Below are 26,482 nucleotides of genomic sequence, written 5' to 3'. Positions count from 1 at the left end.
AATTATTTATTTTGCTTCTGTTTTATAAATATATAAAAAATAAAAATACAACCAGCTGTAGATTAGTTTGGGCCATTAATTAAAAATTTAAATTTTTAATTAATGGCCATGTGACTACAAATCGATTAATTCTTGTATTTAGCTGTTTTAGAGTTTAAAATGAGGTTTATTGAAAATGGAATGATATCTGTAAGTTGATATAATTTGTACATTTCTAATATAAATATATCATAAAAAACCAATATAAAAGTATTTGCAACTTTATGTTGTATAGTTTTTTTGCACCTCAAAATCCTTCTTTATTTTTGTAACAGCAAATAAGTACAAAATAGAAATCTGGTTATAATTGTTGGTTGTTAATTTAATGTTTGTTTTATGATAAAAACTTCTACTCTTTCACTCTCCTTTATTGTCCTTTTCTCCATCTTTGCTAATCTTACTGGTAAGGCTCAAAGTTGGCTGGATGTAAATTCAACTGAAATCTCTACTGGGAGAGGGACTAATTTAAGTTTTGCTCTTACTAAAACCGGTACTCCATTCGTGGCGTATTCCGAAAGCGCGTTAGCTGGCCGGGCAGTTGTTAAAAAATTCGACGGTACGCGGTGGGTGCAAGTAGGTACCGGCGGCATTTCGGTTGATTATGCCGGAGAATTGGCCTTAGCTTTAGATAAAAATAATGTACCCTACCTGGCTTTTACCGATATGGCCAGCAATGGCCAACTAAGCGTTAAAAAGTTTAATGGTACTAATTGGGTAAATGTAGGTACTGGCAGCGTATCGGCCGGTTATCCGCAATCTATTCAATTAGTTATTTCTACTACGGGTGTTCCTTATTTATCATATACCGATAATGGCCGGGGTTGGATAAAACAACTGAATGGCACTAACTGGCAAACTATTGGTGCCAATGGCTTTGCTCTAAACCCTACCGAAAAAATTGCCTTAACTCTGAATGCCCAAAATGTACCTTACGTTGCTTTTGCTGATCCAGCACAAGGCGGACAAGTTACCGTACAGCGTTGGAATGGTAGTGCCTGGGCATCAGTAGGTGCGAATGGAGTGGGTACAGGTACCGCCTGCGATCTTTCTATTGTACTGGCAGGTAATGGCACTCCTTATGTGGCTTACCGGGAGTTTCGGGGAAATGCTTTAGATAAACTAGGCAAAATGAAAATGAAGCAATTTAACGGCACTACTTGGGAAGAAGTAGGTACTACTACCTTTTCAGATTCATGGGTTTATTTTGCTGCCATAGGAGTAGATAAAAATAATGTTCCTTACGTAGCTTACCGCGAAAGCTCTACTGGTATTGGTAACCCCGGTTTAACGAAAGTAAAACGTTTAAATGGACGTGAATGGGAAGAAATTGGTACTTCTAATTTAACTTCTGGTTCGTTAACCGATGTTTCTTTGGCAATTGCTGATAGTGGCTTGTTATACGTAGCCTTTGCCGATGGTGTTAGAGCCCGGCCAGCTACTGTTCTAAAATTAGATGTTCCAAAATTAGTTTTAACTACCAAAGCTCCAACAGAATTGGCTATTTTACCAAACAGCGATAATGGCATCAGCTCTACCGATGGTATTACAAATGTAAGCATGCCAACTATTACCGGTATGGCCAATCCGACCTCCTTAGTTACTATTTATGTAGACGGTAAAAATGTTGGAACTTGCCAGGCAGATAGCACCGGCCGCTGGACTTTTACCTTTACTGAGGCTTTAGATGCTGGTCACCGCCTTATTACGGCTACTGCCAGCGATGCTTTAGGAAATACCAGTGCGCCTAGCGTTTCATTATCTCTTAATTTAGATTTTACTGCTCCTGTATTTAGCGGCGTAACCGAAGGAGTTGCTTACCGTACCGATAAATCCATTACCTACAGTGGCGGAACCGCAACTTTAAACAACCTTCCGTATGTAAGTAATACTGCTATCAGCGCCGAAGGAAATTATACCTTATTAGTAACCGATGTTGCCGGTAATTCTATCAGTGTTAGCTTTTTCATTGATAAAACCATTCCGGTAGCTTCTGTACTCATTAACAATAATGCTGGTTTAACCAACATCAACAATGCAACCATTAATATCGTGGCCCCGGATGCTGCAGAAATGCGCTTCTACGATGATAATGACAATTCTATCTGGTCTAACTGGGAACCTGTAAATGCCATTAAAGCCTGGGCTTTATCTAATGGCAGTGGCAGTAAATGGGTAAAATTACAAGTGCGCGATGCAGCCGGTAATATGTCTGCTACTGTGTCAGATAACATTACTTTAGATCAAACGGCCCCTACTGCTGTATTGGCTGCTACAGTAACAAGCACTACCAGTTTAGCTACTATTCCGGTTAAAATTACCTTCTCCGAAAATGTGACTGGTTTTACGGCTAACTCTATTACGGTAACAAATGGCTTAAAAGGTACTTTTTCCGGCAGCGGCAAAGCTTATACTTTAAACGTAGTGGCACCAGTTCTGCTACCATCTATGTCAGCAACCATTTCGGTTAACATGGCTGCCGGATTAGTAACAGATGCAGCCGGAAACAAGAATGCAGCGGCAACTACTTTAACTGTTAACTACGTATCACCTATCACGGCTCCAATAGTTGCTACCAACGCTATTGCACTGCTTAATGCTAATACCATGAACGTTGGAGGTAATGTAACAAAAAGTGGAGGAAGCCCTGTATTAGCCCGTGGTATTGTTTATAGTACTACTTCAACTGCTCCTACTATTAACAGCGCTAAATTATTGCTGGGTTTGGGTGAAGGTGTTTTTTCAAGCACCCTTAAATTAAAAGCTGGTCTTACCTATTATGTACGTGCATACGCTACTAACCTGATTGGTACTTCTTACGGAACGGTTCAAAAAATTACCATACCCGCAGCTACTGCTGCTGTAACCCAATCCGTAAATGCTTCTGCTCCGAAAGTACAGTTAAGCAACTATCCAAATCCATTCCAGAATCAAACTACCATAACATTTACTTCTGGGGTGGCTACCGATTACCAATTACAAGTATACGATGTAAATGGTACATTAATGAACAGCTTAAAAGCTGGAAAAGCTAAGGCTGGTGAGAAGGTGCTGGTAGATTGGATGGCTACCAACAACATGAAAGCCGGTATTTACATTGTTCGGTTAATTACTAATGCCGGAGTACAAAATCTAAAAGTTATATACAACAACTAGCAGTCTAAATAACTGTGTGTATAATCACAAAAGCATAAACTTTTAAATAAGCACAATAAAAAACGGCCACCTTTAAAGGTGGCCGTTTTTTATTGTGCTTATTTAATTTAATTAATTTATTAAAGATTTGTCGGACGACGATTATCCGGATCAACGTCTGAATCTAAGTTTTCGATCTCTACATCAGTTCGACGAATAGTATCCCGGATGGTTTCTTCCCGTTCTTCCACTTCTTTCTCCAGCGAAATTTCTTCTACTACCCGTGCTTCTTTCGTTATTATTGGAACTTCGGCATGTTCGGTAATTTCGATTTCACCTTCCTGGAAATTAGTTAAATCTGCTTCGGTGGCCGGCCGATTTACGGGAGTACGTTCAATATGCACGTGCTCTTCCCGCAAATGAATATTTTCTTCAACTGGTTTTTCAATTATCCGGCTGCGTAAACGGGCTCCACCGGTTTCAACCACCTGTTTACCTACTTGCAGCTCTTCTTCAATTATCGGAATAGCGGTGGTGCCTTCGGGAGCTGTAGTTGGGGGAGTGGCCTGACGGTTCCGGTACAGGTTATCTTCGTTGTAGAAATCATGATTATAATAATCATCGCCGTATGAACCGGCAACAGCGGCTCCTGTTCCCAAACCGGCAAATGCATTGCGCACCGTGTTTTCGTAATCGCGGTTGAGTAAGCTTTTGTCGTATCTAGGTAACGATCTTAACTGCGAAGCATCCAGATTAGGCAAAATTACATCATCATCTGAATTATGTAATTCCGCCACGCCAATCGGGATAAGTACGTCATCTTCTTCCGTATCCAGCAAACTATCTTCTATATCGAGTACAATGTAGCGCACTTTAAGCGATTGTGGATCAAAAATTAATTCTTCTACTTCGCCAATGGTATTTCCTTGCCGGTCTTTTACGGTCCACCCGCGGATATCCGGTTGTCCTTCGGCAATTTCATAATCGCTGCCGCCTAGCTCCTGCAAGCGGTAATCTTTATCTGAATTTTCGTTTAATGCCATGATTGTAAAATGTTTAAGTAAATCAGTAACTTAATTAATACTGGAAAAACATAAATCGGGTTTACCCTAATTTAAATTTTGTCTTTGTGCCCTTAAGCACCACGGCGGACTACAATTTCTACCCGGCGGTTTTGCTGGCGACCCTCGGCTGTAGCGTTAGAAGCTACCGGTTGCGCCTCACCCACCGGATGCAAGGATATGCGGTCTCCGGTAAGATTACCATTTTGCGTCAGCCAATTTTTAACTGCTTCTGCTCTTTGTTCCGCTAATTGCATATTGTAACCGGCCCCACCTTTGGCGTCGGTATGTCCATAAATCCGTACTTCACCATTAGCAAAGCGTTTGCCCATTGAGGCAGAAACTTGTTTTAGTTTCTCAGCAGCCGATGGCTTAATAGTGTTTTTATCAGTGTCAAACAAAATGGTTTCGTCAAGGGAGTAAATTGCATAATCATCATTGCCCCGTACGGTAATATCGGCATCCGTAATTTCGTCGTAAGTAGCGGCCGGAGCGCCAAAATCAACGGTATTCCAATCAAATACACTGGTGGTGTCCCCGGTCATAGCTGTAGAATCAGCGGCAGCGGCATCGGTGTCGGCAGGTGTTGTGTTCTGGTCGCGGTTGCAGCTCCGAAATAAGAAAAATAATAAAGCCAGGGCCAGCAGGATTAATAATAGCCAAAGCCACCCAGGACGTTTACTTTTTGGTTGTACATTCAACTCAGCCATAATTGAAGTTTTTTAATAGTTTTTTGGTGTTTAAGGTGCTTAATTATAATTTATTATAGATCAATGTACGGTTAACCTTTTAATAAGTTAAATTTTTATTCTAGGTCGGGTAGTAGAACATTCGAAAAGTACTACTAGCTAGCGTACAGCGGTTTTCTGCTTTCCTTTAATAAGTAGGAAATTATTAGGATAGGAATTATGAAAAATTTGGATTAAAGTAAAATAACGACTTTAACCTCGTAAGAATTAGAGTGTGCTTGAATATTGGAGAGCAGATGTATTATAAAGCACAATTCTCCTGAATCCAGAATAACTAAATGCTAAACTGGCAACTATCTTCGCCTTCTGGGACGGGAACTTCCGTTATTACGTATGTTTTTCATAACATAATAGTAAATGCCCGCAGCAATAGCGATATAGGCAAGCCATTCGTACCATTCCATAGTTTTACTTATTTTATAAACTTAAACGAATAAATAAATCTAAAAAACTGTGAATTTTAAATTATCTTATTTGAAACCTGAATTTAGTAAATTTTTCTATCCTCCTACATTACGCCTAATTCAATAAAACCGTTTGATATTTGTTCATAGAAAATTTACTTTTTACTTGAGCATGTATAAGTAAAATTTTTATCCTTAAATTCTTTTGGAATTTTATGATAACGCACCCATAATACTCATTCAGTCAAGTAGCATAGTAACTTAATAAATTAATTTACTGTGTAGGCTGCTAAGGTTATAATAGGCTATTAGTATTCCATTTCTTAAACAGACAAAAGTCTAACATCTAATAGCTTTATACTTTTGTCTGTTTTCTCATATAGCTTTCAGATATTCTTTCTTGTACTCGTAAGGCGTTTTGTGAGTAATTTCTTTAAATTGTTTATTGAAGTTAGATAGGGTGTTATAGCCGCTTTCGTAACAAATTTGAGCAATGGTGTTATTGTCTTCCAGCAATAATTTACAGGCGTACCCAATTCTTAATTCTATTATAAAAGAAGAAAAGGATTTATTTGCTTTAACCTTAAAAAAACGACTGAAAGAAGTGGGAGACATATTGGCAATTTCAGCTACTTCCTCCAGCGAAATATTCTTTCGGTAGTTTTGCATTATAAAGGTGTATACTTCGTTCATGCGATCTTTATCGCCTTCTTTAGCCGTATTGGTATAACCCAAACTGGAAATATATCGAAACTCCGTAGAGTCAGATAAAACTTTTAAAATAGTTAACAACTGAATAATGCCTTCTACTCCAGGTAAGTACAGTAAATCTTTCATCATGGCAACTATTTTTTTCTCCGTTTGCCCGTAAAATTCTACTCCTCGCTTTGACCTATCAAATAATTGCTTAATTCCCAACATTTCTTCTTTATTGAGTAGGCAGTCGCCAAACAAGTTGTTAGGAAAATAAATAACAATTCCTTGCACCCTTAATTGGCTGTTTTTATTAAAGAAAACATCATCATTTCGCCAGAGGTGGGGCATATCAGGACCAATAAATACCACATCGCCTTCCTGAAAATGAGAAATGTTATCTCCGATAAAACGGGTGCCTCTTCCTTCCAAAACAACAAACAATTGATACTCTGAATGAAAATGCCAATTGGTATCGAAAAAAGGATCGTTTAAGTAATTTATTACGAAAGCTTTAGACTCCAGAATTTCAGATTTACGAACAGCGGTTTTCATGATAATACTTATATATCTAATTTGAGTTTTAATGAATTGCTTTCTGCTAAAATACAGTCATTAAATGGTAAAAAACAGAAAGATTATTAAAAAATAATTAAGGAACATTGTAAAACCGTCTAAAACTTACTTAAACGGATTATTAAGGCCTTATAATTTTATAAAACGGGATTGTAAGATTATATTAAAGTTTACCTGGAACGAGGATACTGGAGAATCTTGGTGGTTTATTTGATTCGTTTATGGAGGGAAGAGGGCAAATAACGCAGAATTTTTAATCTTCATTAAAAAAAATAAGTTTTAGTATTGCTAAAAAAATATTGATGATGGGCAATCTCCATCGCTTTTACAAAGCGGTGGAGTTGCATTTACAAAGGCTAAGATTGGGTATACTTTAGGTTGTTCGTGAATTCTGCTTTTCAAGTGAGCAGAATTCCTTGTATTCCATTCTACTGCATTGCTTAATTAAGTTAGACTTAATTAAAAGCACCTGACCAATTAATAAAATAAGAAATAAAAACCTCCGGTAAAAGGGGTACACAAAGTATGTTTACTGTTGTAAATGTATTAAATACACTTATTTAGATTCAATAAATGTTTGCCTAACACTTAATAGACTGAAACTCGCAATTAAACACTAAAACACTTTTTATAAATCTTTCACCTTTAACTTTTTTAATTATGAAACACCTAATACAGAGAGTTCTACCTCCTCCCGGAATCTGGCTCCGCTTGAGGTTTCTTCAGAAAAACTTACTTTATGTAAGTTTATTATTGGCAATACTAGGGTTAACCAGTAAACCAGGTTTGGCGCAGCAATTAACAGTTACAGGTAAAGTTACCGGTGAAAACAATGAAAGCTTACCCGGTGTTACCGTGTTAGTAAAAGGTACTTCCAATGGTACTGCTACCGATCCAGAAGGTAATTTTTCGTTGAATGTGCCGAATGGTAGTGGAACCTTAGTGGTCTCCTTTGTGGGTTATCTTACCCAGGAAGTACCCATTAATAACCGGAATTCAATTAATGTGGCTCTGGCTCCAGATACTAAAGCGCTGGAAGAAGTTGTAGTAGTAGGTTATGGTACGCAGTCGCGGGGAACAGTAACGGGGGCAGTCAGTCAAATACAAGCGAATGATATTACCCGTACACCAGCCGTTACTACTTCCGGTGCTTTGGTTGGTAAAGTACAAGGTATTACTTCGCGACAAACCGATGCCCGTCCAGGTGGTACCACCAATATTCAAATCCGGAATTTAGGCGATCCCTTGTACGTAATCGATGGAGTGCCGGCAGATGCGGGTCAGTTTAATAACCTGGGTATTAACGATATCGAGAATATTTCTATTCTAAAAGATGCGTCGGCGGCTATTTACGGTTTGCGCGCTGCTAATGGCGTAATTTTAGTAACTACTAAAAAAGGCAAGGCCGGCGAAAAAACTAAAATCAACTTATCCGGCTATTACGGCTTACAGAATTTTACCCGTTTTCCTAAACCAGCTAATGCCTACCAGCACCAACGGGCATTAATCGAATCGGCGCAGAACCGGGGCGAAACGTCTAACATTACTCCGGACGAACTGGAAAAATGGCGCATAGGAACGGAAAAAGGCTATCAAAGCACTGATTACTACGATTTTATTATGCGCCCCAACGTGCCGCAGTATTTTTTGAATGGCAGTGCTTCCGGTGGCTCCGAATCCATGAATTATTATTTATCGGTTACGCACCTGAACCAGGAAGCTTTGATCAAAGATTTCCGGTTCGAACGGACAAACATCCAGGCTAACTTAGATGCGGGTATTGCCAAAGGCTTACGGGTAGGTACCCAGTTAAGCGGACGTATTGAGAAACGCCACCAGGCCGGAGTGCCAGGCCTAGACGATTATTTTAATCCTTTCCTGAGTATTTTTACTATGTGGCCCACCGAAAGGCCTTATGCCAACGACAACCCCAAGTACATTAATCAAACGCACAACGTAAACGTAAATCCGGCTACTTACGACGAAGACATTACCGGCCCAATTGATGAAATTTGGCGCGGTATCAAGGGGAACGTGTATGCCCAGTACGATTTCAATTTTGGCTTAACTGCCAAAGCAACGTATTCTTACAATTTTACCAATTTTGATTTTGATGGGTTTGAATACACCTACGATGCCTACACCTACGATGAAGCTACCGATACTTATAATAAGGTGCCAGGCGGGGGTAATCAAAATCCGTGGCGCGAACGGCGTAAACGCAATGTAATCGATCGGTTTGCCCAGCTTCAGTTAAACTGGAACAAGCAATTTGGGAACCATGGCGTGTCGGCGGTTGCTGCTTATGAGCGCTCGGATGTAGATAATAAATACATGATCGTACATACGGTGCCACCCAATAATTACATCCCCATTCAGTATTTTGCCAACCAGGATTTCTTATTGGATGAGTGGAATGTAGAAGCCCGGGCCGGATATATTGCCCGTTTAAACTATAATTTTAAAGAAAAATATCTACTGGAAGTACTGGGCCGCTACGATGGGTCTTTTGTTTTTAGAAAAGATAGCCGTTGGGGCTTATTTCCCGGGGTATCCGTTGGCTGGAAGCTTTCAGAAGAAAATTTCTTAAAAGACAAAGTTTCTTTCCTAAACGATTTGAAATTACGGGCTTCTTACGGTAAAACCGGTAGCGACCGCTATCAAAATCCGAGTAATCCATCTGAAAATTTGTGGGTAGTACAGCCATTTAGTTATTTGCCGGGTTATAATTGGGCCAGCGGCAACGCAGTTTTTAACGGCAATCTGGTTACAGGCCTGCAACCAAGAGGTTTACCTATAACTACGCTATCATGGGTAGAAAATACCTCGGCCAACGTGGGGTTGGACTTTTCAGTTTTAGATAATAAAGTTTCGGGTCAGTTTGACATATTTGAGCGGAAGCGCAGTGGTTTACCAGCCTCGCAGTACGATGTATTGCTACCCAGCGAAGTAGGATACACCCTACCTTTAGCCAACCTAAACTCCGATGCCCATCGTGGACTGGAAGGAGCCGTTACGTACAGAGGTAAAGCCGGGGAGCTGAGTTATACCTTAGGCGTAAATGGTACCGTTTCCAGAAGAAGAGACCTGGAACAGTATAAACCACGTTTTGGTAATTCCTGGAACGAATACCGGAATACTTTTACCGATCGCTGGGCGAATATTAACTGGGGTTATCAGGTAGCCGGACAATTCCAATCGCAGGAAGAAATTGATAATTACACCGTTGATAATGATGGCCAGGGTAACCGCACGCAACTTCCCGGCGATTTAATTTTTAAAGATGTAAACGGCGATAAAGTAATAAACGACTTAGACCAAAGACCCATTGGTTTTGCCGAAGGCGCGAATCCTTATTTTAGCTACGGTATTAACACCAGTTTTGCCTACAAAGGATTTAGTTTGTTCGTGGATTTTTCGGGAGCCAGCATGCAATCTTTCCTGCGCGACTGGGAGTTGCGGTATCCTTTCCAGAACAACGGTACTTCGCCGGCTTATATGTTCGAGGATCGCTGGCACCGGGCCGATCCATTTAATAACGATAGCCCGTGGATACCTGGTACTTATCCGGCCATTCGCAAAGATAACGCTGGCCATGCCAACTTCCGCCGCAGCGATTATTGGGTAACCAACGTTCGTTATATCCGCTTGCGTAATTTGGAGTTAGGGTACACCGTTCCGCAGAAACTTATTAATAAAGTGGGTATCACTAACCTGCGGGTATATGCCAATGCTTCCAACCTTTTCTCGATTGATAATACCAAAGATTTTGGCATTGATCCGGAAATTTCTTCGGCCAACGGGCTGGTTTATCCGCAGCAACGCTTATTTAATTTTGGTTTTGTTTTAGGTCTTTAATTAAGCTATACATGAAAAGTATTTATAAATTTTTAATTTTTGGCGCTTCGTTATTGCCGTTATCAGCTTGCCAGGACGATTGGCTGGAACGGGAAGCTCCTAATGTAATCCTGGAAGAGCAGGTCTGGAACGATCCTAAAATGATAACCAGCTTGCTGGCCAACTTTTATAACCGTTTACCGGCCCACTCTCAAATAAACTCCGGTTGGGAAAATTTCGCGGCTTACGACGAAGCCATTTGGTCGGGTAACGGCGAGGGTTCAAATAACATATTTTCTTACGGCTTCGACCGCTGGCGTTTGTGGGATTATGCTTTAATCCGGGATATCAACTTATCGCTGGAGAGCATGGAAAAATTTGGTACGACACTTACTCCCACTGAAAAAACGCAATTTGCCGCCGAGCTTCGGTTTCTAAGGGCCTACCAATATTTTGAATTAGTAAAAAGAATGGGTGGCGTACCGCTGGTAACCAACCAATTAATCTACGATTTTAGCGGCGATGCTACTGCCTTGCAACAACCACGGGCCAAAGAAGCCGAAGTGTATGATTTTATAGCCAGCGAACTCGATGCTATTAAAGAACAACTGGGAAATGCGGGTAGCAACACGCGGGCAAATAAATATACGGCGCTCGCTTTAAAAAGCCGGGCCATGCTGTACGCGGGTTCTATTGCCAAGTACAACGGGCGATTGGCAGCTCCTATAACTACCCAAGGTGGCGAAGTGGGCATTCCGACTGACCGGGCAAATGAGTATTACACCAAAGCATTAGAAGCCTCCCGCGAAATTATTGCCAGCAACGCGTACCAACTGCACACCGGCAATCCTAACCTAGGCGAAAATTTCTACGAAGCAGTATCCCGGAAGGCTAATAACAGCGAAGTAATTATGGCGCAGGATTTTTTGGTGTCAAAAGATAAACGCCACGGCTTTACCTACGATAACATTGCCCGGAATATCCGCGAAGATAACCTTTCATCCTCCATTATTACACCGGTTTTAAATTTGGTAGAAGCGTACGAATACCTGGATGGCACGTCGGGAGAGTTAAAAATCCGCACTGCCGATAACAGCGATTATATCTATTACGATAATCTGTCGGATGTTTTCGCGAATAAAGATGCCCGTTTATACGGAACCATTATTTACCCCGGCACTACTTTTAGAGGCTTAGAAGTGCAGATACAGGCCGGCGTAAAAGTTTGGAATAATGGCGACTACCAGACCGTAGAATCCGATGTGCTCGGTTCCAGATATACAGATGGGGGGTTATTAACGGGTGCTTCGGGTCCGCAACGCTCGCAAACAGAAGTATCGAACACCGGATTTTACCTGCGGAAGTACATTGATCCGGCACCCGGCGCCAGTACCCGCGGTATTCGGAGCGATATGTGGTGGGTGCGTTTCCGGTACGCCGAAGTGCTGCTTAATGCCGGCGAAGCGGCTTTTGAACTTAACCTTTTACCTGAAGCCTTGGGCTACGTGAACCAGGTAAGAGAAAGAGCCGGCTTTGAACCGAATAGCCTGACCGAATTAACCATTGGAAGAATTCAGAACGAGCGCCGGGTAGAGTTTGCCTTTGAAGACCACCGGGTATGGGATTTAAAACGCTGGCGTATTGCCCACGAAATATGGAATGGCAGCGAAGGTAACCCCAATGCCGTGATGTATGCTTTATACCCTTACCGGGTAGTTCGGCCGGGCCACTCCACTCACAACAAATACGTGTTCGATAAAATCCGCGCTCCCCGGTTCCGGGCGCCACGTAACTTCCAGATGGGTAACTATTATTCTTCCATCGACCAGGCGGTGCTAAACAACAATCCGAAAATCGTCAGAAATCCATTTCATTAATTGATAGACATGAAAAGTAATTTTATAGCATATATCGCATTAGTTCTGGTTACTATTTTAACCGGATGTGAAAAAGATAATTACGATCCGCCTACTTCTATTTTATCGGGGCGGGTAGTTTACGACGGACAACCCGTTGGCGTACGATCCAATGGCGTACAACTGGAGTTATGGCAACCTGGCTACGATTTATTTACTAAAATACCCGTGCATGTGGCCTGGGATGGTACTTTCTCAGCTGCTTTATTCGATGGCAATTATAAGCTGGTTCGTTTAAGAGGCAATGGTCCCTGGCTCGATAACGGCGATACCATTAGTGTGCAGGTAAAAGGTTCTACAATGATTGATGTGCCGGTAGTGCCACATTTTGTGGTAAAGAATGATACCTATCAGAAAAACGCTTCGGCCGTAACAGCTACTTTTAACTTGCAGCAAATTAACGCGGGTAGCAAATTGGAGCGAGTAAACCTCTATGTAGGCACTACCAATATTGTGGACCAAAACAATAATGCGGGCAGCGCCGAAATCGTAGCATCGGCTATAACCGATTTTTCGCAGCCCATTACTTTAACGGTAAATGCGCCGGCCAGCTTAGTTAGTAAAGGATATACTTTCGCCAGAATTGGTGTAAAAACAGAAGGTGTAGCCGAAAGATTATACTCGGTGCCGCAACAAGTTTCTTTAAAGTAGTTCGATTAAAAAAAAGTAATCCGGGGTAGGCTTTTTAAAGCTTATTCCGGATTACTTTTTTTAATTTTTATAATTTGAACAAGTTTGTTTTTCTTTACCGCTGATATGTAATCCGCCAAAATTTATGAAAATGAAAAATTGCTATCTTTTCTTATTGCTTGTTTTTGTTTTTCAGGTAAATAATTCAAACGCCCAGCAAAGTAACTGGCAGCCAGCAGGTACTAAAATCCGGACGCCCTGGGCCGAAAAAGTAAATCCAACTAATCCGTTGCCCGAATACCCGCGCCCCCAAATGGTGCGCGAGAACTGGCAAAGCTTAAATGGTTTATGGGATTACGCCCTCCAGCCAAAAGCGCAGGAAGCTAGCCGGCCAACAGCTTTTAATGGTAAAATTCTGGTGCCTTTTGCCGTAGAATCTTCTTTGTCGGGGGTTGGTAAAACCGTGGGGAAAGATAGCGTTTTATGGTACCGCAAAACTATTACTGTTCCAGCTAAAATCAGAAAACAGAATGTGTTGCTGCATTTTGGCGCGGTAGATTGGTTAACCGAAGTTTTTGTAAATGGCAAATCCGTGGGAACGCATCAGGGGGGTTACGATCCGTTTTCTTTTGATATTACGGCTGCAATAAAATCCGGCAATCAGCAGGAAATTGTGGTTCGCGTTTGGGACCCGACCAATGATGGCCCCCAACCCAGAGGCAAACAAGTTAAAAAACCAGAAAGCATTTGGTATACGCCGGTAACGGGTATCTGGCAAACCGTATGGCTTGAAGTTGTTCCTAAAACGTACATCCACACTACCCGCCAAACCCCCGATATCGATAAGCAATCACTTACGGTAAGTGCGCAGGTACAAAACGGGCAAGGCAATGATAAAATCCGGGTAAGTGCCTGGGACGGTAAAAAGAAAATTGCCGAACAAGAAGTAGCGGGCGGGAGCGAGGCTATTTTGCCAATTGCCAATCCTAAACTTTGGTCGCCGGAAAATCCGTTTTTATATGATTTACGGATTGCTGTAGTTCGTAACGGAAAAGCAGTAGACGAGGTGAAAAGTTACTTTGCCATGCGTAAAATTAGCATGGCCCCCGATGCCCAAGGTACCCAACGCATGTTGCTTAACAATAAATTTGTTTTTCAATACGGACCACTTGACCAGGGTTGGTGGCCCGATGGATTATATACCGCTCCCACGGAAGAAGCTTTGCTGTTTGATATTGAAAAAACCAAGGAAATGGGCTTTAACATGATCCGGAAACACGTGAAAGTTGAGCCAGCCCGTTGGTATTATCATTGCGATAAATTAGGCATGTTGGTTTGGCAGGATATGCCGAGTGGCGACTTGGGGGCTCGTTGGGTAACGCAACCGGGCATTGAAATGCGCGATGCCGATATGACCCGCACTCCGGAATCCGAAAAAATTTACCGCCAGGAGTGGACCGAAATTATGCAAGACTTACACAACTTCCCGAGCATTGTGGTGTGGGTACCTTTTAACGAAGCCTGGGGCCAGTTTAAAACCGTAGAAATTACTAACTGGACCATGCAAAAAGATCCATCGCGGTTGGTGAACAGTGCCAGCGGCGGTAACTTTCACGATGTAGGGCACATTCTGGATTTGCACAATTATCCGGCACCCGCTATGCCCCGGGCCGATTTATTTGGAGCCAAACAAGTTATTGTACTAGGTGAATTTGGGGGATTAGGTTTACCGTTAACCGGCCATACCTGGCAGCAAAAAGATAACTGGGGCTATCAAAGTTTTAAAAATGCCGACGATTTATTTAACCGCTACGCACCTTTTATGGACGTTATGACGGATTTGATTAAACGTGGTTTATCAGCGGCAGTATATACCCAAACCACCGACGTAGAAATAGAAACCAACGGCCTGATGACCTACGACCGTAAAGTAATTAAAATACCCGAAAATCGGTTAAAGGAAGTACACGGCAAACTGTATAATCAAGGTTTAGTAAATTTTAAATAGAATTTCGTTTTCAGCCTCTTCTTCTACGTGAGAAGAGGCTGAATTTTTTAAATAGAATGTATGGCGTGCGCGAGCCAACCTCGCTCGTGTTTACTAAATTTTGCCAGTCAGCAATACAACAGATAGCTTTAGCCAGGTGCAGAAAACGACGCTAAATTGTTCGAGCGTTCAGCGAGTTTTTAGCGTCTTGCGTTTTTTTGGTTCTTTTTGTGTCAAGACAAAAAGAACAAAGACTTGAACAATGAAACAGCTTCACTCAGAAATTAAGCTACTCAGCTAGCTATGCGAACAAACAGCTTTTTATAATTTGCAAGGCGCGGAAGTTACTTCCACGCCATAGTAGTACATTTTTAATTGCAATACCCGGAAGTAAATCCGCGCACAATGATGAGAAGTAAATTTGCGCCTTAGGGTGGCTATGCAAACCAGAACGGAGTTTAGCAAAACCTGCTATATAAACCATTAACTTATTTTGTTCCCAGTTTACTTAATAGTGCCTTTCGCTTTGTGTAAACTTTCTTCTTTAAAATCAATAATGTCAGCTCCCCACGGTTTAAGTGAAAGTAATTTTAACCAGCGAAACCAAGTACAATTTTCTCAAATAAAAACTTATTACCAGCATAATCTATTTACAATGAAAAAACTAGTTGCCTTTGTTTTTATTTCTTTCCGCCTGATGGGGCTGCAAGCGCAGGAACTGCGGCCCCCGGCCGTACCTTTAGTTACCATCGATCCTTATACCAGCGTTTGGTCGTTTGCGAATAAATTAAACGAAGAACCCACTAAACATTGGACCGGTCGCAATCAAGGTTTAAATGGTTTAATTCGGGTAGATGGCAAAACCTTCCAGTTCTTAGGCGCCGAAGCTCCGGTTTATCAAACCATAGTACCTACTGCCGTAAGCGAAGCGTATCCGGTACAATACACTTTTGAAAAACCATCCGGTGATTGGACGAAACCTGCTTTTAGTGCCTCTGCCTGGAAAGCTGGGAAAGGTTCTTTGGGTTCCGATAATATGAACCCGAAACCAACAACCTCCTGGAATACCGAGGAAGTTTGGCTCCGCCGCGAAATAAATCTGCCCGAAGTAAATCCGGAACAGTTAATCTTAACGATGTTTCACGATGATAACGTGGAACTTTACATCAACGGCTTGCCCGCCTACGAATGTGCTTGTTTTACCAATAAATACCAGCAATACTCTTTATCCAAAGAAGTAAAAGCTTCTTTAAAAAAAGGAAAAAATTTAATTGCTGCCCACGTGAAAAATACGGCCGGCCCTTCGCTGATTGATTTTGGTTTGGTAAAAGAATTACCAGCGGCCGTATCCGTAAATAAAGCGCAGCAAAAAACAGTACAGGTTAACGCCACGCAAAGCATTTACAATTTTACCGCTGGCCCCGTAGATTTAAAAGTAACGTTTACCTCGCCTTTGCTCTTAAACAAACTTGATGTTTTATCGCGGCCCGCTTCTTACATTACCTGGCAAGCCAAAGCCAATGATGGTAAAACCCACGAGGTTAAAGTTTATTTCGACGCTGCCGCTGATTTAGCTGTAGACCAACCCGACCAAAATGTAACCTGGCAAAAAACAAACGCCAACGGCTTAAATTTACTGCGCGTAGGTACTGTAGATCAGAAAATATTAGGCAAAAAAGGCGACGATGTGCGTATTGATTGGGGTTATTTATACGTAGCCGCACCTCAATCAGCCCAAACCGGTACTACCATTACCATTGGCTCAGCGGCTCGGGCGGCTTTTACTAAATCAGGTTCTTTAACTACTTCTCTGGATACCAACATGCCCCGGGCGGTTAATGATAAACCAGTTGCCTTAGCGGTAGTTCAAAACTTGGGAAATGTAAGTGCCACTCCGGTTAGCAACCACGTAATTATTGGTTACGATGATATCTATTCAGTAGAGTTTTTCGGTACTAAACTACCAGCCTGGTGGCGGCGCGATGGCAAAGCTACGGCCGAAACCATGCTGGCCGCTGCCGAAAAAGACTATAGTGCCTTGCTAGCGCAATGCGCTGCATTTGATAAACGCCTGTACGCCGATGCTTTAAGAGCCGGGGGAGAAGCTTATGCTAAGCTCTGTGCTTTGAGTTACCGCCAGGCTATTGCCGCGCATAAATTAGTGGCAAACACCGATGGTATGCCTTTCTTTTTCTCCAAAGAAAATTTTAGTAACGGATCTATCGGTACCGTAGACATTACTTATCCTTCGGCTCCATTGTTTTTGTTGTACAACCCGGTATTGCTGCAAGGCATGATGGAACCCATATTTTATTATTCTGAAAGCGGTAAATGGACCAAGCCTTTTGCGGCGCACGATGTAGGAACGTACCCCTTGGCCAACGGCCAAACCTACGGCGAAGACATGCCCGTGGAAGAAACCGGTAATATGCTGATTTTGACCGCTGCCATTGCTAAAGCCGAAAAGAACGCCAACTACGCTAAAAAACATTGGAAGGTATTAACCACCTGGGCTGAATATTTAAAAAAAGAAGGCTTTGACCCCGCTAACCAACTGTGCACCGACGATTTTGCCGGTCACATTGCCCGGAACGCCAATTTATCTATTAAAGCCATTATGGGTTTAGCCAGCTACGGACAATTAGCCGGGCAATTAGGTGATGCCAAAACCGCCGAAGCTTACCAAGCTACTGCCAAAGAAATGGCGCAAAAATGGATGCAACTCGCCAATGCCGGCGACCACTACAGCCTGGTATTTGAAAAACCCGATACCTGGAGCCAGAAGTATAATTTAGTTTGGGATGAACTATTAGGCTTCAATATTTTTCCGGACGAAGTAGAAGAAAGAGAAATTAAATATTACCTCACCAAACAACAAACCTACGGCTTACCCCTGGACAGCCGCAAAACCTACACCAAAAGCGACTGGATTATCTGGACCGCCACCATGGCCAATGATCCGGCAGATTTCCAGAAATTAGTGCAACCTGTATTTAAATACGTAAACGAAACCACCACTCGTATGCCCGTCAGCGATTGGCACGAAACTACAGATGGCAAGTCAGTTGGCTTCCGGGCCCGTTCCGTGGTAGGCGGTTATTTCATTAAAATGCTCGAGCAAAGATTTAAATAATGCCTCTACTATCCGGATGGTTGGTAAAATCATCCGGAGAATATTTTTCTATTTTACTTTTCTTTCACCCAAGCTGCTGGCTCTTGCAAAAACTGTAAAGATTAAGTTTAACTTACCTCAACTCTGCTTTAAAGTACTACAGTTTTTGCTATTTATTATTTCCAAGCAAAATTGCTCTCCAAATTTACTTTTTTATATTCTTTACTGAAAAGCGGGCTAGTTGCTTATATCGGTAGCTAAGAAAAATAGACTTCAGTTTGGCTGGTGAGAGCCTTTTAGCGTTGCGGTGCTGCGCAACTGCATGGCGCAGTGCAACGAGCCAAGGTTCGCTAAACTACCCGAAAGAGCTAAGCGATGCCCGCCGGCCAGGAGGCAAACTTAGACCGTTGAATTGCATCAGCACCGCTGAATGGAGACCTGGAAAGGCTCCACACAAAAGTCTTTAATTTAGTAAAACAATAGGTTCCTACTATTAGGTAAAATGGTTAATACCAAATTTTAAAACCTGTTTAGAGCCGTTAATCTAAAAACTATGCGCGAAACTGATAGCAAGATTTTGGGCTTCTCCAAAAGAGTTCATACATTTCCGGGCCAATGGCTAGCTAATGTCATAATCCGGAGGCACCTTAAGATTTTAACGCCATTTATCCATCAAACATGAGTCAAGCCTTTTCCTGGGAGCTTTTCCACCAAGCGCCGTTAATTGGTATAATGCGCAATTTGCCGCCGGCTGCTTCTTACCAAATTGCCCGCTTATACGCCGAAGCCGGCTTAACCACCCTTGAAATAACCCTTAATTCAGAAAATGCGCCCGAAACCATTTCCAGGTTGGCCAATGAGTTTAGTGGAAAATTAAATATTGGTGCCGGAACGGTTTGCTCCTTAAATGATTTAAAACAAGCTTTAGCTGCCGGAGCCCAGTTTATTGTTACGCCCATCCTAAATCCCAAAGTAATAAAGGCCAGTGTAGCCGCTAATATCCCCATTTTTCCGGGTGCATTTTCGCCTACCGAAATTTACCAGGCCGCGCAATTAGGGGCGAGTATGATAAAGGTTTTTCCGGCTACCAAGCTTGGGCCGGAGTTTATTAAAGATGTACTTGCTCCGCTTAGTGGATTAAAACTAATACCTACCGGTGGAATTTCTTTAAATAATATTAACCAGTTTTTTCAGGCCGGAGCGCAAGGAGTGGGTATTGGCAGCGATATTTTTCCGAAGCAACTTATTCAGAATGAGCAATGGCCGGAATTGAAAAATCTTTTTCTGGATTTTCTAAAAAAATATCATCAATTTAAAGGTTTACCTGCTAAATAATATAATAAATATATGTCTAAATTCAGAAGTAGCGATTGGTTTGGCAAAACCGATAAAATGGGTTTTATATACCGGAGCTGGATGAAAAACCAGGGCTATCCGGAAGATATGTTTGATGGTAGACCGGTAATCGGGATTTGCAATACCTGGTCGGAATTAACACCTTGTAACGCTCACCTGCGCGATATTGCGGAGGTAGTTAAACGGGGCGTTTACGAAGCAGGCGGCTTTCCGCTGGAATTTCCGATTATGTCGTTGGGCGAAACATTGCTCAAGCCGACTGCTATGCTATTCCGCAACCTGGCCAGTATGGATGCCGAAGAATCGATCCGGGGGAACCCTATTGATGGGGTAGTGCTCTTGACCGGTTGCGATAAAACTACTCCTTCAACCGTAATGGGAGCAGCCAGCGTAGATTTACCCACTATTGTAGTACCCGGCGGACCAATGCTGAACGGTAAATTCCAGGGCCAGGATATTGGTTCGGGCACTTCCGTTTGGAGGTTTGCCGCCGACGTGAAAACCGGTAAAATGCTGCAGGAAGATTATATGTTCGCCGAAAGCTGTATGTCAAGGAGTGCCGGCCACTGCATGACTATGGGAACCGCCTCCACTATGGCCTGTATGGTAGAATCTTTAGGTTTAACTTTACCGGGTGCGGCCGCTATTCCGGCCGTTGATTCGCGTAAAAAAGTACTCGCACATTTGTCTGGCCGCCGGATTGTAGAAATGGTAAAAGAAGACTTACGTATTTCTAAAGTTTTAACCCGCGAAGCTTTTGAAAATGCCATTAAAGTAAATGCGGCGGTAGGTGGTTCTACCAATTTAATTATTCACTTAACGGCCATTGCCGGCCGTATTGGGGTAGACCTGAACCTGGAAGATTACGATGATTTAGGTAGTAAAATTCCATTGCTGTTAAATTTGATGCCTTCCGGAAAATACCTGATGGAAGACTTTTTCTATGCGGGTGGTTTACCGGTTATAATAAATGAACTGCGGGAACACCTGCACATGAACACCACCACGGTAACGGGTAAAGGCCACGCCGAAAATATTAAAGGCAAGATAAACTGCTATAATACCGAAGTAATTGCGCCCATTACCAACCCGCTGATTAAAGAAGGTGGTATTGCCGTATTAAAAGGTAATCTGGCCGAAAATGGGGCCGTTATTAAACCTTCGGCTGCTACCCCGGAGTTGATGGTACACCGGGGCCGGGCAGTAGTTTTTGAAACCATTGAAGAATACCATGCCCTTGTAGATGACCCAGATTTAGACATTGACGAAACCTGCATTATGGTTTTGAAAAATGTAGGACCAGTGGGCTATCCTGGAATGCCCGAAGTAGGAAATATGACCTTGCCTAAAAAAATCTTGGAAAAAGGAGTGGTAGATATGGTTCGTATTTCTGATGGCCGTATGAGCGGCACAGCTTACGGTACGGTAGTTCTGCACGTTTCGCCGGAAGCTGCTATTGGAGGTACCTTAGCGGTAGTGCAAAACGGAGATTATATTGAGTTAGATGTACCGAACCGTCGTTTGCACCTGGATATTTCGGAAGAAGAACTGGTGCGCCGGAAACTAAAATGGAAAAGACCAGAGCCGGTGGCAGACCGTGGTTACGTGAACATGTACATCAAACACGTGCAGCAAGCCGATAAAGGCGCTGATCTGGATTTTCTGGTAGGTGGCTCCGGCGATAAAGTAAGCCGCGATTCACACTAGAAAATAGTTGCAAGGTTAGAAGGTTGGAAAGTTGGAAAGTTGCAACAGTAAACAATTTTAAATAAGAAAGAAAAAATAAAATGGCACCCGTGCGCTAATCGGTGCATGGGTGCCTAAAACTTTATTATTGGTTTTAATCAGCAACTTTCAAACTTTCTAACCTAAACCTATCCCCTATACATGACCCTACTCGTTGTTATTCTCTGCATTGTATCACTTATATTATTAATAACCTGGGGTAAAGTAAATGCATTTCTGGCTTTTCTGTTGGTTTCTATTTTTACCGGGCTTGGTTTAGGCATTCCTTTATCCGCCATCAATACGTCGGTACAAAAAGGAATTGGCGATACCTTAGGGTCGTTGGTAATTGTGGTAGTGCTGGGAGCCATGCTAGGGAAACTGGTGGCCGAAAGCGGAGCAGCTCAACGCATTGCCAACTCCATGATGTCAGCTTTCGGGGAAAAATACATTCACTGGGCACTCATGATTACGGGTCTAGTGGTAGGTATTCCGCTTTTCTACAATGTGGGTTTCGTATTGATGATTCCATTAATCTTTTCGGTAGCTTATACCTACAAACTTCCTTCGGTATATATTGGCGTTCCCATGTTATCGGCCTTATCCGTGACGCACGGGTTTTTACCACCTCACCCGTCCCCGGCGGCCTTGGTTACTCAATTTAATGCCGATATGGGCTGGACCCTTGTGTATGGTTTGATGGTTTCCATTCCCGCCATTATTGTAGCCGGGCCACTTTTCGCAAAAACCTTAAAAAATATGGTATCTAAGCCATTAGAAGGTTTTGTGGTGCAGAATATTCCCTCCGAAAAGCTGCCTGGCTTAACTAATAGCTTATTATCCTCACTTTTTCCGGTATTCATGCTGATGTTTACCACCTTATTGCTGGTTTTTGTACCCAAGGAAGGTACCTTAAGTGCCCTGCTCAAATTTGTGGCCGAACCGAATATGGTGATGTTGCTGGCTGTAATGCTGGCAACTGTAACTTTAGGTTTAAACCAGAAGAGGAGTATGGCTTCTATTATGGGCGTGTACGGCGATGCTGTAAAAGATGTCGCTATGATTTTGTTGATTGTGAGCGGAGCGGGTATTTTAAAACAAGTGCTGCTGGATAGCGGAGTAAGCGCCGAAATTGCTTCGGTTTTACAAGGTTGGACGTTACACCCTTTACTGTTAGGTTGGCTGATTGCGGCTATTATCAGGGTATGTTTAGGTTCGGCAACAGTAGCCGGTTTAACTACCGCCGGTATTATCTCGCCGTTAATGAAACAAATTCCCGTTGATCCTAATTTAATGGTATTAGCTATTGGAGCCGGCAGCCTCATGTTTTCGCACGTTAACGATGCTGGTTTCTGGCTTTTTAAAGAATATTTTAATTTATCTATCAAGCAAACCATTCGCTCCTGGTCAATGATGGAAACCCTGGTTTCTATAGTAGGAATTATTGGGGTAATGATAATTGATATGATTATTCGAGTGTAATGCTCTAAAACAAAGGCGTTTGATTTTAGATTCACTCAAAAGTTTACGCTAGGATGCTTTTGGCTGGAATTCTTAGATAAGATAAATATCTATTTTTCTGATTGTGCCTGTATGAACATAAAGCTGCTAGCTCATTATTTAAGTCATTCGCTTCTCTAAAATTAACTTTACCCATATTTAATAAAAATCAGCAATTGAAATGAATTACATATCTAAATCAATTCGCACATTTATTGGAACAAAAAATTATAAGGAATCCAGAGAGTTTTACAAAGATTTAGGTTTTAAGGAAGTGGAAATAGGCGACAAGATGTGTCTATTTAAAGTAAATGAAAACGTAGGTTTTTATTTGCAAGACTATTACGTGGAAGACTGGGTAAATAATTCTATGATATTTTTGGAGGTAAATGATATTGATAAATGCGCAGAAGATTTGCTGGGTAAAAAGTTAAATAACAAATACAAAGAAGTAAAATTTACCGGAATTAAGGATTTTGATTGGGGAAGAGAGTTGTACATGAATGATCCATCGGGTGTATTGTGGCATTTTGGTGAATTTAATAAATAAAGTAGAAAGCCTACCAATTTCAAAGCACCTAAGTCAAGCTTCGTCTATTCCTTACCCCTGTATGTGATAACAAGAGTCTGATAACAATAAAAAATAGAGTACATGTTTAAAAAAACTTTTCTATTCTGCTGCCTTATTCTTTTTATTTACCTTCCGGTATTTTCGCAACAAACGGTAAAAGCGCCTTTAGTTAAGAAAACTACTTCGGGTAATCCAATTTTTCCGGGTTGGTACGCCGACCCCGAAGGCATTATTTTAAAAAATAAATATTGGGTTTATCCTACTTACTCGGCACCGTACGAACGGCAGGTGCATTTAGATGCTTTCTCGTCGCCGGATTTAATTACCTGGACCAAGCACAGCCGCATTATCGATTCTTCGGCCGTAAAATGGGTGAAAAAAGCCATGTGGGCTCCGGCCATCGTAGAAAAAGGAAATAAATATTACTTATTTTTTGGCGGCAACGATATTCACGACGATAACAAAGAAGTAGGCGGCATTGGCGTAGCGGTAGCCGATAGCCCGGCCGGTCCTTTTAAAGATTTACTAGGGAAACCCTTAATCGGCAAAATTCATAATAAAGCGCAACCCATCGACCAGTTTGTATTTAAAGATAAAGACGGTCAATATTATATGATTTACGGTGGTTGGGGCCGCTGCAATATGGCCAAGTTAAAAGACGATTTTACTGGTTTTACGCCATTTCCCGATGGCGTTACTTTTAAAGAAATTACTCCGAAAGGGTATGTAGAAGGCCCTTTTATGTTTATCCGTAATGGTAAATATTACTTTATGTGGTCGGAAGGTGGCTGGACGGGACCCGATTACCGGGTAGCGTATGCCATAAGCGATTCGCCTTTTGGCCCTTTTAAACGCATTGGTACGGTTTTGCAGCAAGATCCTAAAGTAGCTACCGGAGCTGGTCACCATTCAGTAATTCAGGTGCCAGGTAAAGACGAATGGTACATTGTTTATCACCGCCGCCCTCTCGACGAAACCGATGGCAACCACCGGGTAACCTGCATCGACCGCATGTATTTTGATGCCCAGGGAATGATAAAACCGGTAAAAATTACCTTCGAAGGAGTACCTAGCCGGCCTTTAAAAAAGTAAATAGGATAGCTATAGTTTTAACCTAGACCTTCAAAGCCAAACAAAGCTTGCCGGCCACAAGGCAAATTGGGGCTATCCAAAATGCATCAGCTCCGCTTTAAGGAGACTGAAACAGGTTTACACGAATTGGGATTTGTTTAGCCCATTCAGGATGGTTTTTCGTAATTCAATTCAGAAAAAGAACTAATTAAGAATAATGAAAAATTTCTGGCTTTTACTTTTCAGTTTTGTTGCGTTATCCTGTAGTACCAATAAGTCAGCTGATACAGCATCTAGCCAAAATTCTACTCCCGACTCATTGGCTAACTCAGGAGCAATTACATATAGCAACCCGGTTTTGCCCGGCGATTACGCCGATCCGTCGGTAGTACGCGTGGGCAATGATTATTGGGCTACGGCTACCTCGTCGGAGTGGGCGCCTTTGTACCCGATTTTGCATTCAACTAATCTGGTGGACTGGGAAACCGTAGGCCATGTTTTTCCCGAAAAAGGCCCGGATTGGGCCGATACGCATTTCTGGGCACCCGAAATTACCTACGATAAAGGCAAATACTACATTTATTATACCGCTAAAAAGAAAGGTGGTAATTTATGCGTGGGAGTAGCCAGTGCTTCCCAACCTACCGGACCGTACACCGATCATGGTCCTTTGGTTTGCCAGGAAGTAGGTTCCATTGATGCTTTCCCGATCCGCGACGAAAAAGGCGATTTGTACATGGTCTGGAAAGAAGACGGCAACAGCCAACGCCAACCTACACCCATCTGGGGCCAGCGCCTGAACGAAGAACGCACTGCTTTGGTGGGAGAAAGATTTGAGTTGTTCCGGAACGATCCTAAAACCTGGGAAGGTGGCCTGGTAGAAGGACCTTTTATTTTAAAGCGGGGCGATTATTATTATACTTTTTACTCCGGCGATGCTTGCTGTGGTCGGGGATGTACCTACGGAGTAGGCGTAGCCCGTTCTAAAACCTTGCGTGGCCCCTGGGAAAAATATGCCAGCAATCCCATCTTAAAACAAAATGCCACCTGGAAATGCGCCGGCCATGGTTCGGTGGTTACCGATGCGCAAGGGCGTGATTTTTACTTGTACCATGCCTATAAAACGGATGATTTTGTGTATCCCGGCCGGCAAGGTTTACTCGACGAAATTACCTGGAGCAAAGATGGCTGGCCGCGTTTTGCGCAAAATGCCCCCAGTGCTACCGCTGCCGCACCACTAAACCAAAATGCTCCCGACGTGTGGGATATTGCCGATGAGTTTAACCAAAATGCTTTAAGCTCTGGTTGGCAGTGGCCGGTAAACCAAAAACCAAACTATCAACTTAAAACAGAACAAAACGGGAAATTAACCATAAAAGCTTCGCCGGAAACCATTGGAACGGTACTGGCCCAAAGAACCCTTACCGGCGATTATACCACTACTGCTTTACTTGATAAAACCAGTTTATCCGGTGGCACAACCGCCGGTTTAGCTGCTATCGGCGATAACAACAATGCCGTAGGATTAAGCCTGAATAACCGCGAACTTATTTTGTGGTCCGTTAAAGAAAATAAATTTATCACCCTGGATAAAGCTCCGGTTCCTCAAGAAAATAACGTGCAATTAAGATTAATGGCTAGACAAGGCGATAAATTGCAGTTTGCCTGGAGTACCAACGGCACTACCTGGAACGAAATGAACAAAGGCAAGGCCATTGATGCCTCCTACCTGCCGCCCTGGGATCGGGGAGTACGAACCGGCTTAACCGCAAAAGGCCCCACCACAACTTCGGCCACTTTTGATTGGTTTAAAGTAGAAAACGCGGATTAGATATTTGATATTAAGTTGTAATGTTTTGATAAATTCGTATTTAATTTAAGGAGCAATATCACGTAAAAAGTTTAAGCGAATTGCTATCAATATTCGTTTAGCTATTGAGACTTAGATGGATTTCTAATGTATTAGCATTCCAAAGACAAGTGGATAAATAGCGATTGCGAAAATGTTAAATATAGACCGCCAACCACGAGTCTTGAAAAGATTCTAAGAAATACCGCATAAAAGAATAGCAGCCTCGAACAATCTACTTAGAAGTATAGTAAATTAAATAAGGCTATCTGAA

15 protein-coding genes are annotated in these 26,482 nt (G+C 42.3%); 12 read left to right on the top strand and 3 right to left on the bottom strand.

Features of this window, described 5'->3' with window-relative positions:
- Positions 1–375 precede the first annotated feature (375 nt).
- Positions 376–3,192 (top strand): Ig-like domain-containing protein, encoded by a 2,817-nt coding sequence (locus HUW48_RS16265; RefSeq protein ID WP_182411955.1) that lies wholly within the window; start codon positions 376–378, stop codon positions 3,190–3,192.
- A gap of 119 nt (positions 3,193–3,311) precedes the next feature.
- Here the strand turns inward: HUW48_RS16265 and HUW48_RS16260 are convergent, their stop codons facing one another.
- From HUW48_RS16260 to HUW48_RS16250, 3 genes are all read right to left on the bottom strand, one after another.
- Entirely contained in the window at positions 3,312–4,214 is a 903-nt protein-coding gene (locus HUW48_RS16260) for a DUF2382 domain-containing protein (RefSeq protein ID WP_246343512.1), read from the bottom strand.
- Between the two features lie 92 nt (positions 4,215–4,306).
- The gene (locus HUW48_RS16255) at positions 4,307–4,942 is read right to left on the bottom strand and encodes an OmpA family protein (RefSeq protein WP_182411954.1); all 636 of its coding nucleotides are present in this window, start codon (positions 4,940–4,942) and stop codon (positions 4,307–4,309) included.
- 818 nt (positions 4,943–5,760) lie between these two features.
- Positions 5,761–6,633 (bottom strand): AraC family transcriptional regulator, encoded by an 873-nt coding sequence (locus HUW48_RS16250; RefSeq protein ID WP_182411953.1) that lies wholly within the window; start codon positions 6,631–6,633, stop codon positions 5,761–5,763.
- Between the two features lie 681 nt (positions 6,634–7,314).
- On the opposite strand from HUW48_RS16250, the gene HUW48_RS16245 reads away from it, so the two are divergent.
- From HUW48_RS16245 to HUW48_RS16195, 11 genes are all read left to right on the top strand, one after another.
- Positions 7,315–10,512: a SusC/RagA family TonB-linked outer membrane protein gene (locus HUW48_RS16245; protein ID WP_182411952.1), complete on the top strand. Its 3,198-nt coding sequence runs from the start codon at positions 7,315–7,317 to the stop codon at positions 10,510–10,512.
- An 11-nt stretch (positions 10,513–10,523) separates the two neighbouring features.
- Complete coding sequence (locus tag HUW48_RS16240) at positions 10,524–12,368, top strand: RagB/SusD family nutrient uptake outer membrane protein (RefSeq protein ID WP_182411951.1); 1,845 nt, start codon at positions 10,524–10,526, stop codon at positions 12,366–12,368.
- Between the two features lie 9 nt (positions 12,369–12,377).
- Positions 12,378–13,058: a DUF3823 domain-containing protein gene (locus HUW48_RS16235; RefSeq protein ID WP_182411950.1), complete on the top strand. Its 681-nt coding sequence runs from the start codon at positions 12,378–12,380 to the stop codon at positions 13,056–13,058.
- Positions 13,059–13,188: 130 nt separating this feature from the next.
- Positions 13,189–15,045, top strand: a complete 1,857-nt coding sequence (locus tag HUW48_RS16230; RefSeq protein ID WP_220463939.1) for a glycoside hydrolase family 2 protein — start codon at positions 13,189–13,191, stop codon at positions 15,043–15,045.
- Between the two features lie 634 nt (positions 15,046–15,679).
- The gene (locus HUW48_RS16225; RefSeq protein WP_182411948.1) at positions 15,680–18,157 is read left to right on the top strand and encodes a glutaminase family protein; all 2,478 of its coding nucleotides are present in this window, start codon (positions 15,680–15,682) and stop codon (positions 18,155–18,157) included.
- Positions 18,158–18,814: 657 nt separating this feature from the next.
- Entirely contained in the window at positions 18,815–19,471 is a 657-nt protein-coding gene (locus HUW48_RS16220) for a bifunctional 4-hydroxy-2-oxoglutarate aldolase/2-dehydro-3-deoxy-phosphogluconate aldolase (protein WP_182411947.1), read from the top strand.
- A gap of 12 nt (positions 19,472–19,483) precedes the next feature.
- On the top strand, positions 19,484–21,199 hold the full coding sequence (locus HUW48_RS16215; protein WP_182411946.1) for an IlvD/Edd family dehydratase: 1,716 nt from the start codon (positions 19,484–19,486) through the stop codon (positions 21,197–21,199).
- A gap of 180 nt (positions 21,200–21,379) precedes the next feature.
- Entirely contained in the window at positions 21,380–22,699 is a 1,320-nt protein-coding gene (locus tag HUW48_RS16210) for a gluconate:H+ symporter (RefSeq protein WP_182411945.1), read from the top strand.
- Between the two features lie 199 nt (positions 22,700–22,898).
- Positions 22,899–23,267 (top strand): VOC family protein, encoded by a 369-nt coding sequence (locus tag HUW48_RS16205; protein WP_182411944.1) that lies wholly within the window; start codon positions 22,899–22,901, stop codon positions 23,265–23,267.
- A gap of 102 nt (positions 23,268–23,369) precedes the next feature.
- Positions 23,370–24,380 carry a glycoside hydrolase family 43 protein gene (locus HUW48_RS16200; protein WP_182411943.1) on the top strand — a complete coding sequence of 337 codons (1,011 nt, stop codon included), beginning with the start codon at positions 23,370–23,372 and terminating at the stop codon, positions 24,378–24,380.
- A gap of 196 nt (positions 24,381–24,576) precedes the next feature.
- Positions 24,577–26,190, top strand: coding sequence for a family 43 glycosylhydrolase (locus HUW48_RS16195; protein WP_182411942.1), 1,614 nt, complete (start codon positions 24,577–24,579; stop codon positions 26,188–26,190).
- Positions 26,191–26,482: the final 292 nt, after the last annotated feature.

Origin of the sequence: Adhaeribacter radiodurans, from assembly GCF_014075995.1 — a bacterium.
GTDB lineage: Bacteria > Bacteroidota > Bacteroidia > Cytophagales > Hymenobacteraceae > Adhaeribacter > Adhaeribacter radiodurans.
This window is presented reverse-complemented; position numbering and strand designations above follow the sequence as displayed.

What these genes read in the sequence shown, in the direction of transcription:
- HUW48_RS16220 (WP_182411947.1), top strand. Translation starts at nt 18,815, where the DNA reads ATGAGTCAAGCCTTTTCCTGGGAGCTTTTCCACCAAGCGCCGTTAATT.
- HUW48_RS16265 (WP_182411955.1), top strand. Translation starts at nt 376, where the DNA reads ATGATAAAAACTTCTACTCTTTCACTCTCCTTTATTGTCCTTTTCTCC.
- HUW48_RS16255 (WP_182411954.1), bottom strand. Translation starts at nt 4,942, where the DNA reads ATGGCTGAGTTGAATGTACAACCAAAAAGTAAACGTCCTGGGTGGCTT.
- HUW48_RS16205 (WP_182411944.1), top strand. Translation starts at nt 22,899, where the DNA reads ATGAATTACATATCTAAATCAATTCGCACATTTATTGGAACAAAAAAT.
- HUW48_RS16250 (WP_182411953.1), bottom strand. Translation starts at nt 6,633, where the DNA reads ATGAAAACCGCTGTTCGTAAATCTGAAATTCTGGAGTCTAAAGCTTTC.
- HUW48_RS16235 (WP_182411950.1), top strand. Translation starts at nt 12,378, where the DNA reads ATGAAAAGTAATTTTATAGCATATATCGCATTAGTTCTGGTTACTATT.
- HUW48_RS16245 (WP_182411952.1), top strand. Translation starts at nt 7,315, where the DNA reads ATGAAACACCTAATACAGAGAGTTCTACCTCCTCCCGGAATCTGGCTC.
- HUW48_RS16200 (WP_182411943.1), top strand. Translation starts at nt 23,370, where the DNA reads ATGTTTAAAAAAACTTTTCTATTCTGCTGCCTTATTCTTTTTATTTAC.
- HUW48_RS16210 (WP_182411945.1), top strand. Translation starts at nt 21,380, where the DNA reads ATGACCCTACTCGTTGTTATTCTCTGCATTGTATCACTTATATTATTA.
- HUW48_RS16260 (WP_246343512.1), bottom strand. Translation starts at nt 4,214, where the DNA reads ATGGCATTAAACGAAAATTCAGATAAAGATTACCGCTTGCAGGAGCTA.
- HUW48_RS16240 (WP_182411951.1), top strand. Translation starts at nt 10,524, where the DNA reads ATGAAAAGTATTTATAAATTTTTAATTTTTGGCGCTTCGTTATTGCCG.
- HUW48_RS16195 (WP_182411942.1), top strand. Translation starts at nt 24,577, where the DNA reads ATGAAAAATTTCTGGCTTTTACTTTTCAGTTTTGTTGCGTTATCCTGT.
- HUW48_RS16215 (WP_182411946.1), top strand. Translation starts at nt 19,484, where the DNA reads ATGTCTAAATTCAGAAGTAGCGATTGGTTTGGCAAAACCGATAAAATG.
- HUW48_RS16225 (WP_182411948.1), top strand. Translation starts at nt 15,680, where the DNA reads ATGAAAAAACTAGTTGCCTTTGTTTTTATTTCTTTCCGCCTGATGGGG.
- HUW48_RS16230 (WP_220463939.1), top strand. Translation starts at nt 13,189, where the DNA reads ATGAAAAATTGCTATCTTTTCTTATTGCTTGTTTTTGTTTTTCAGGTA.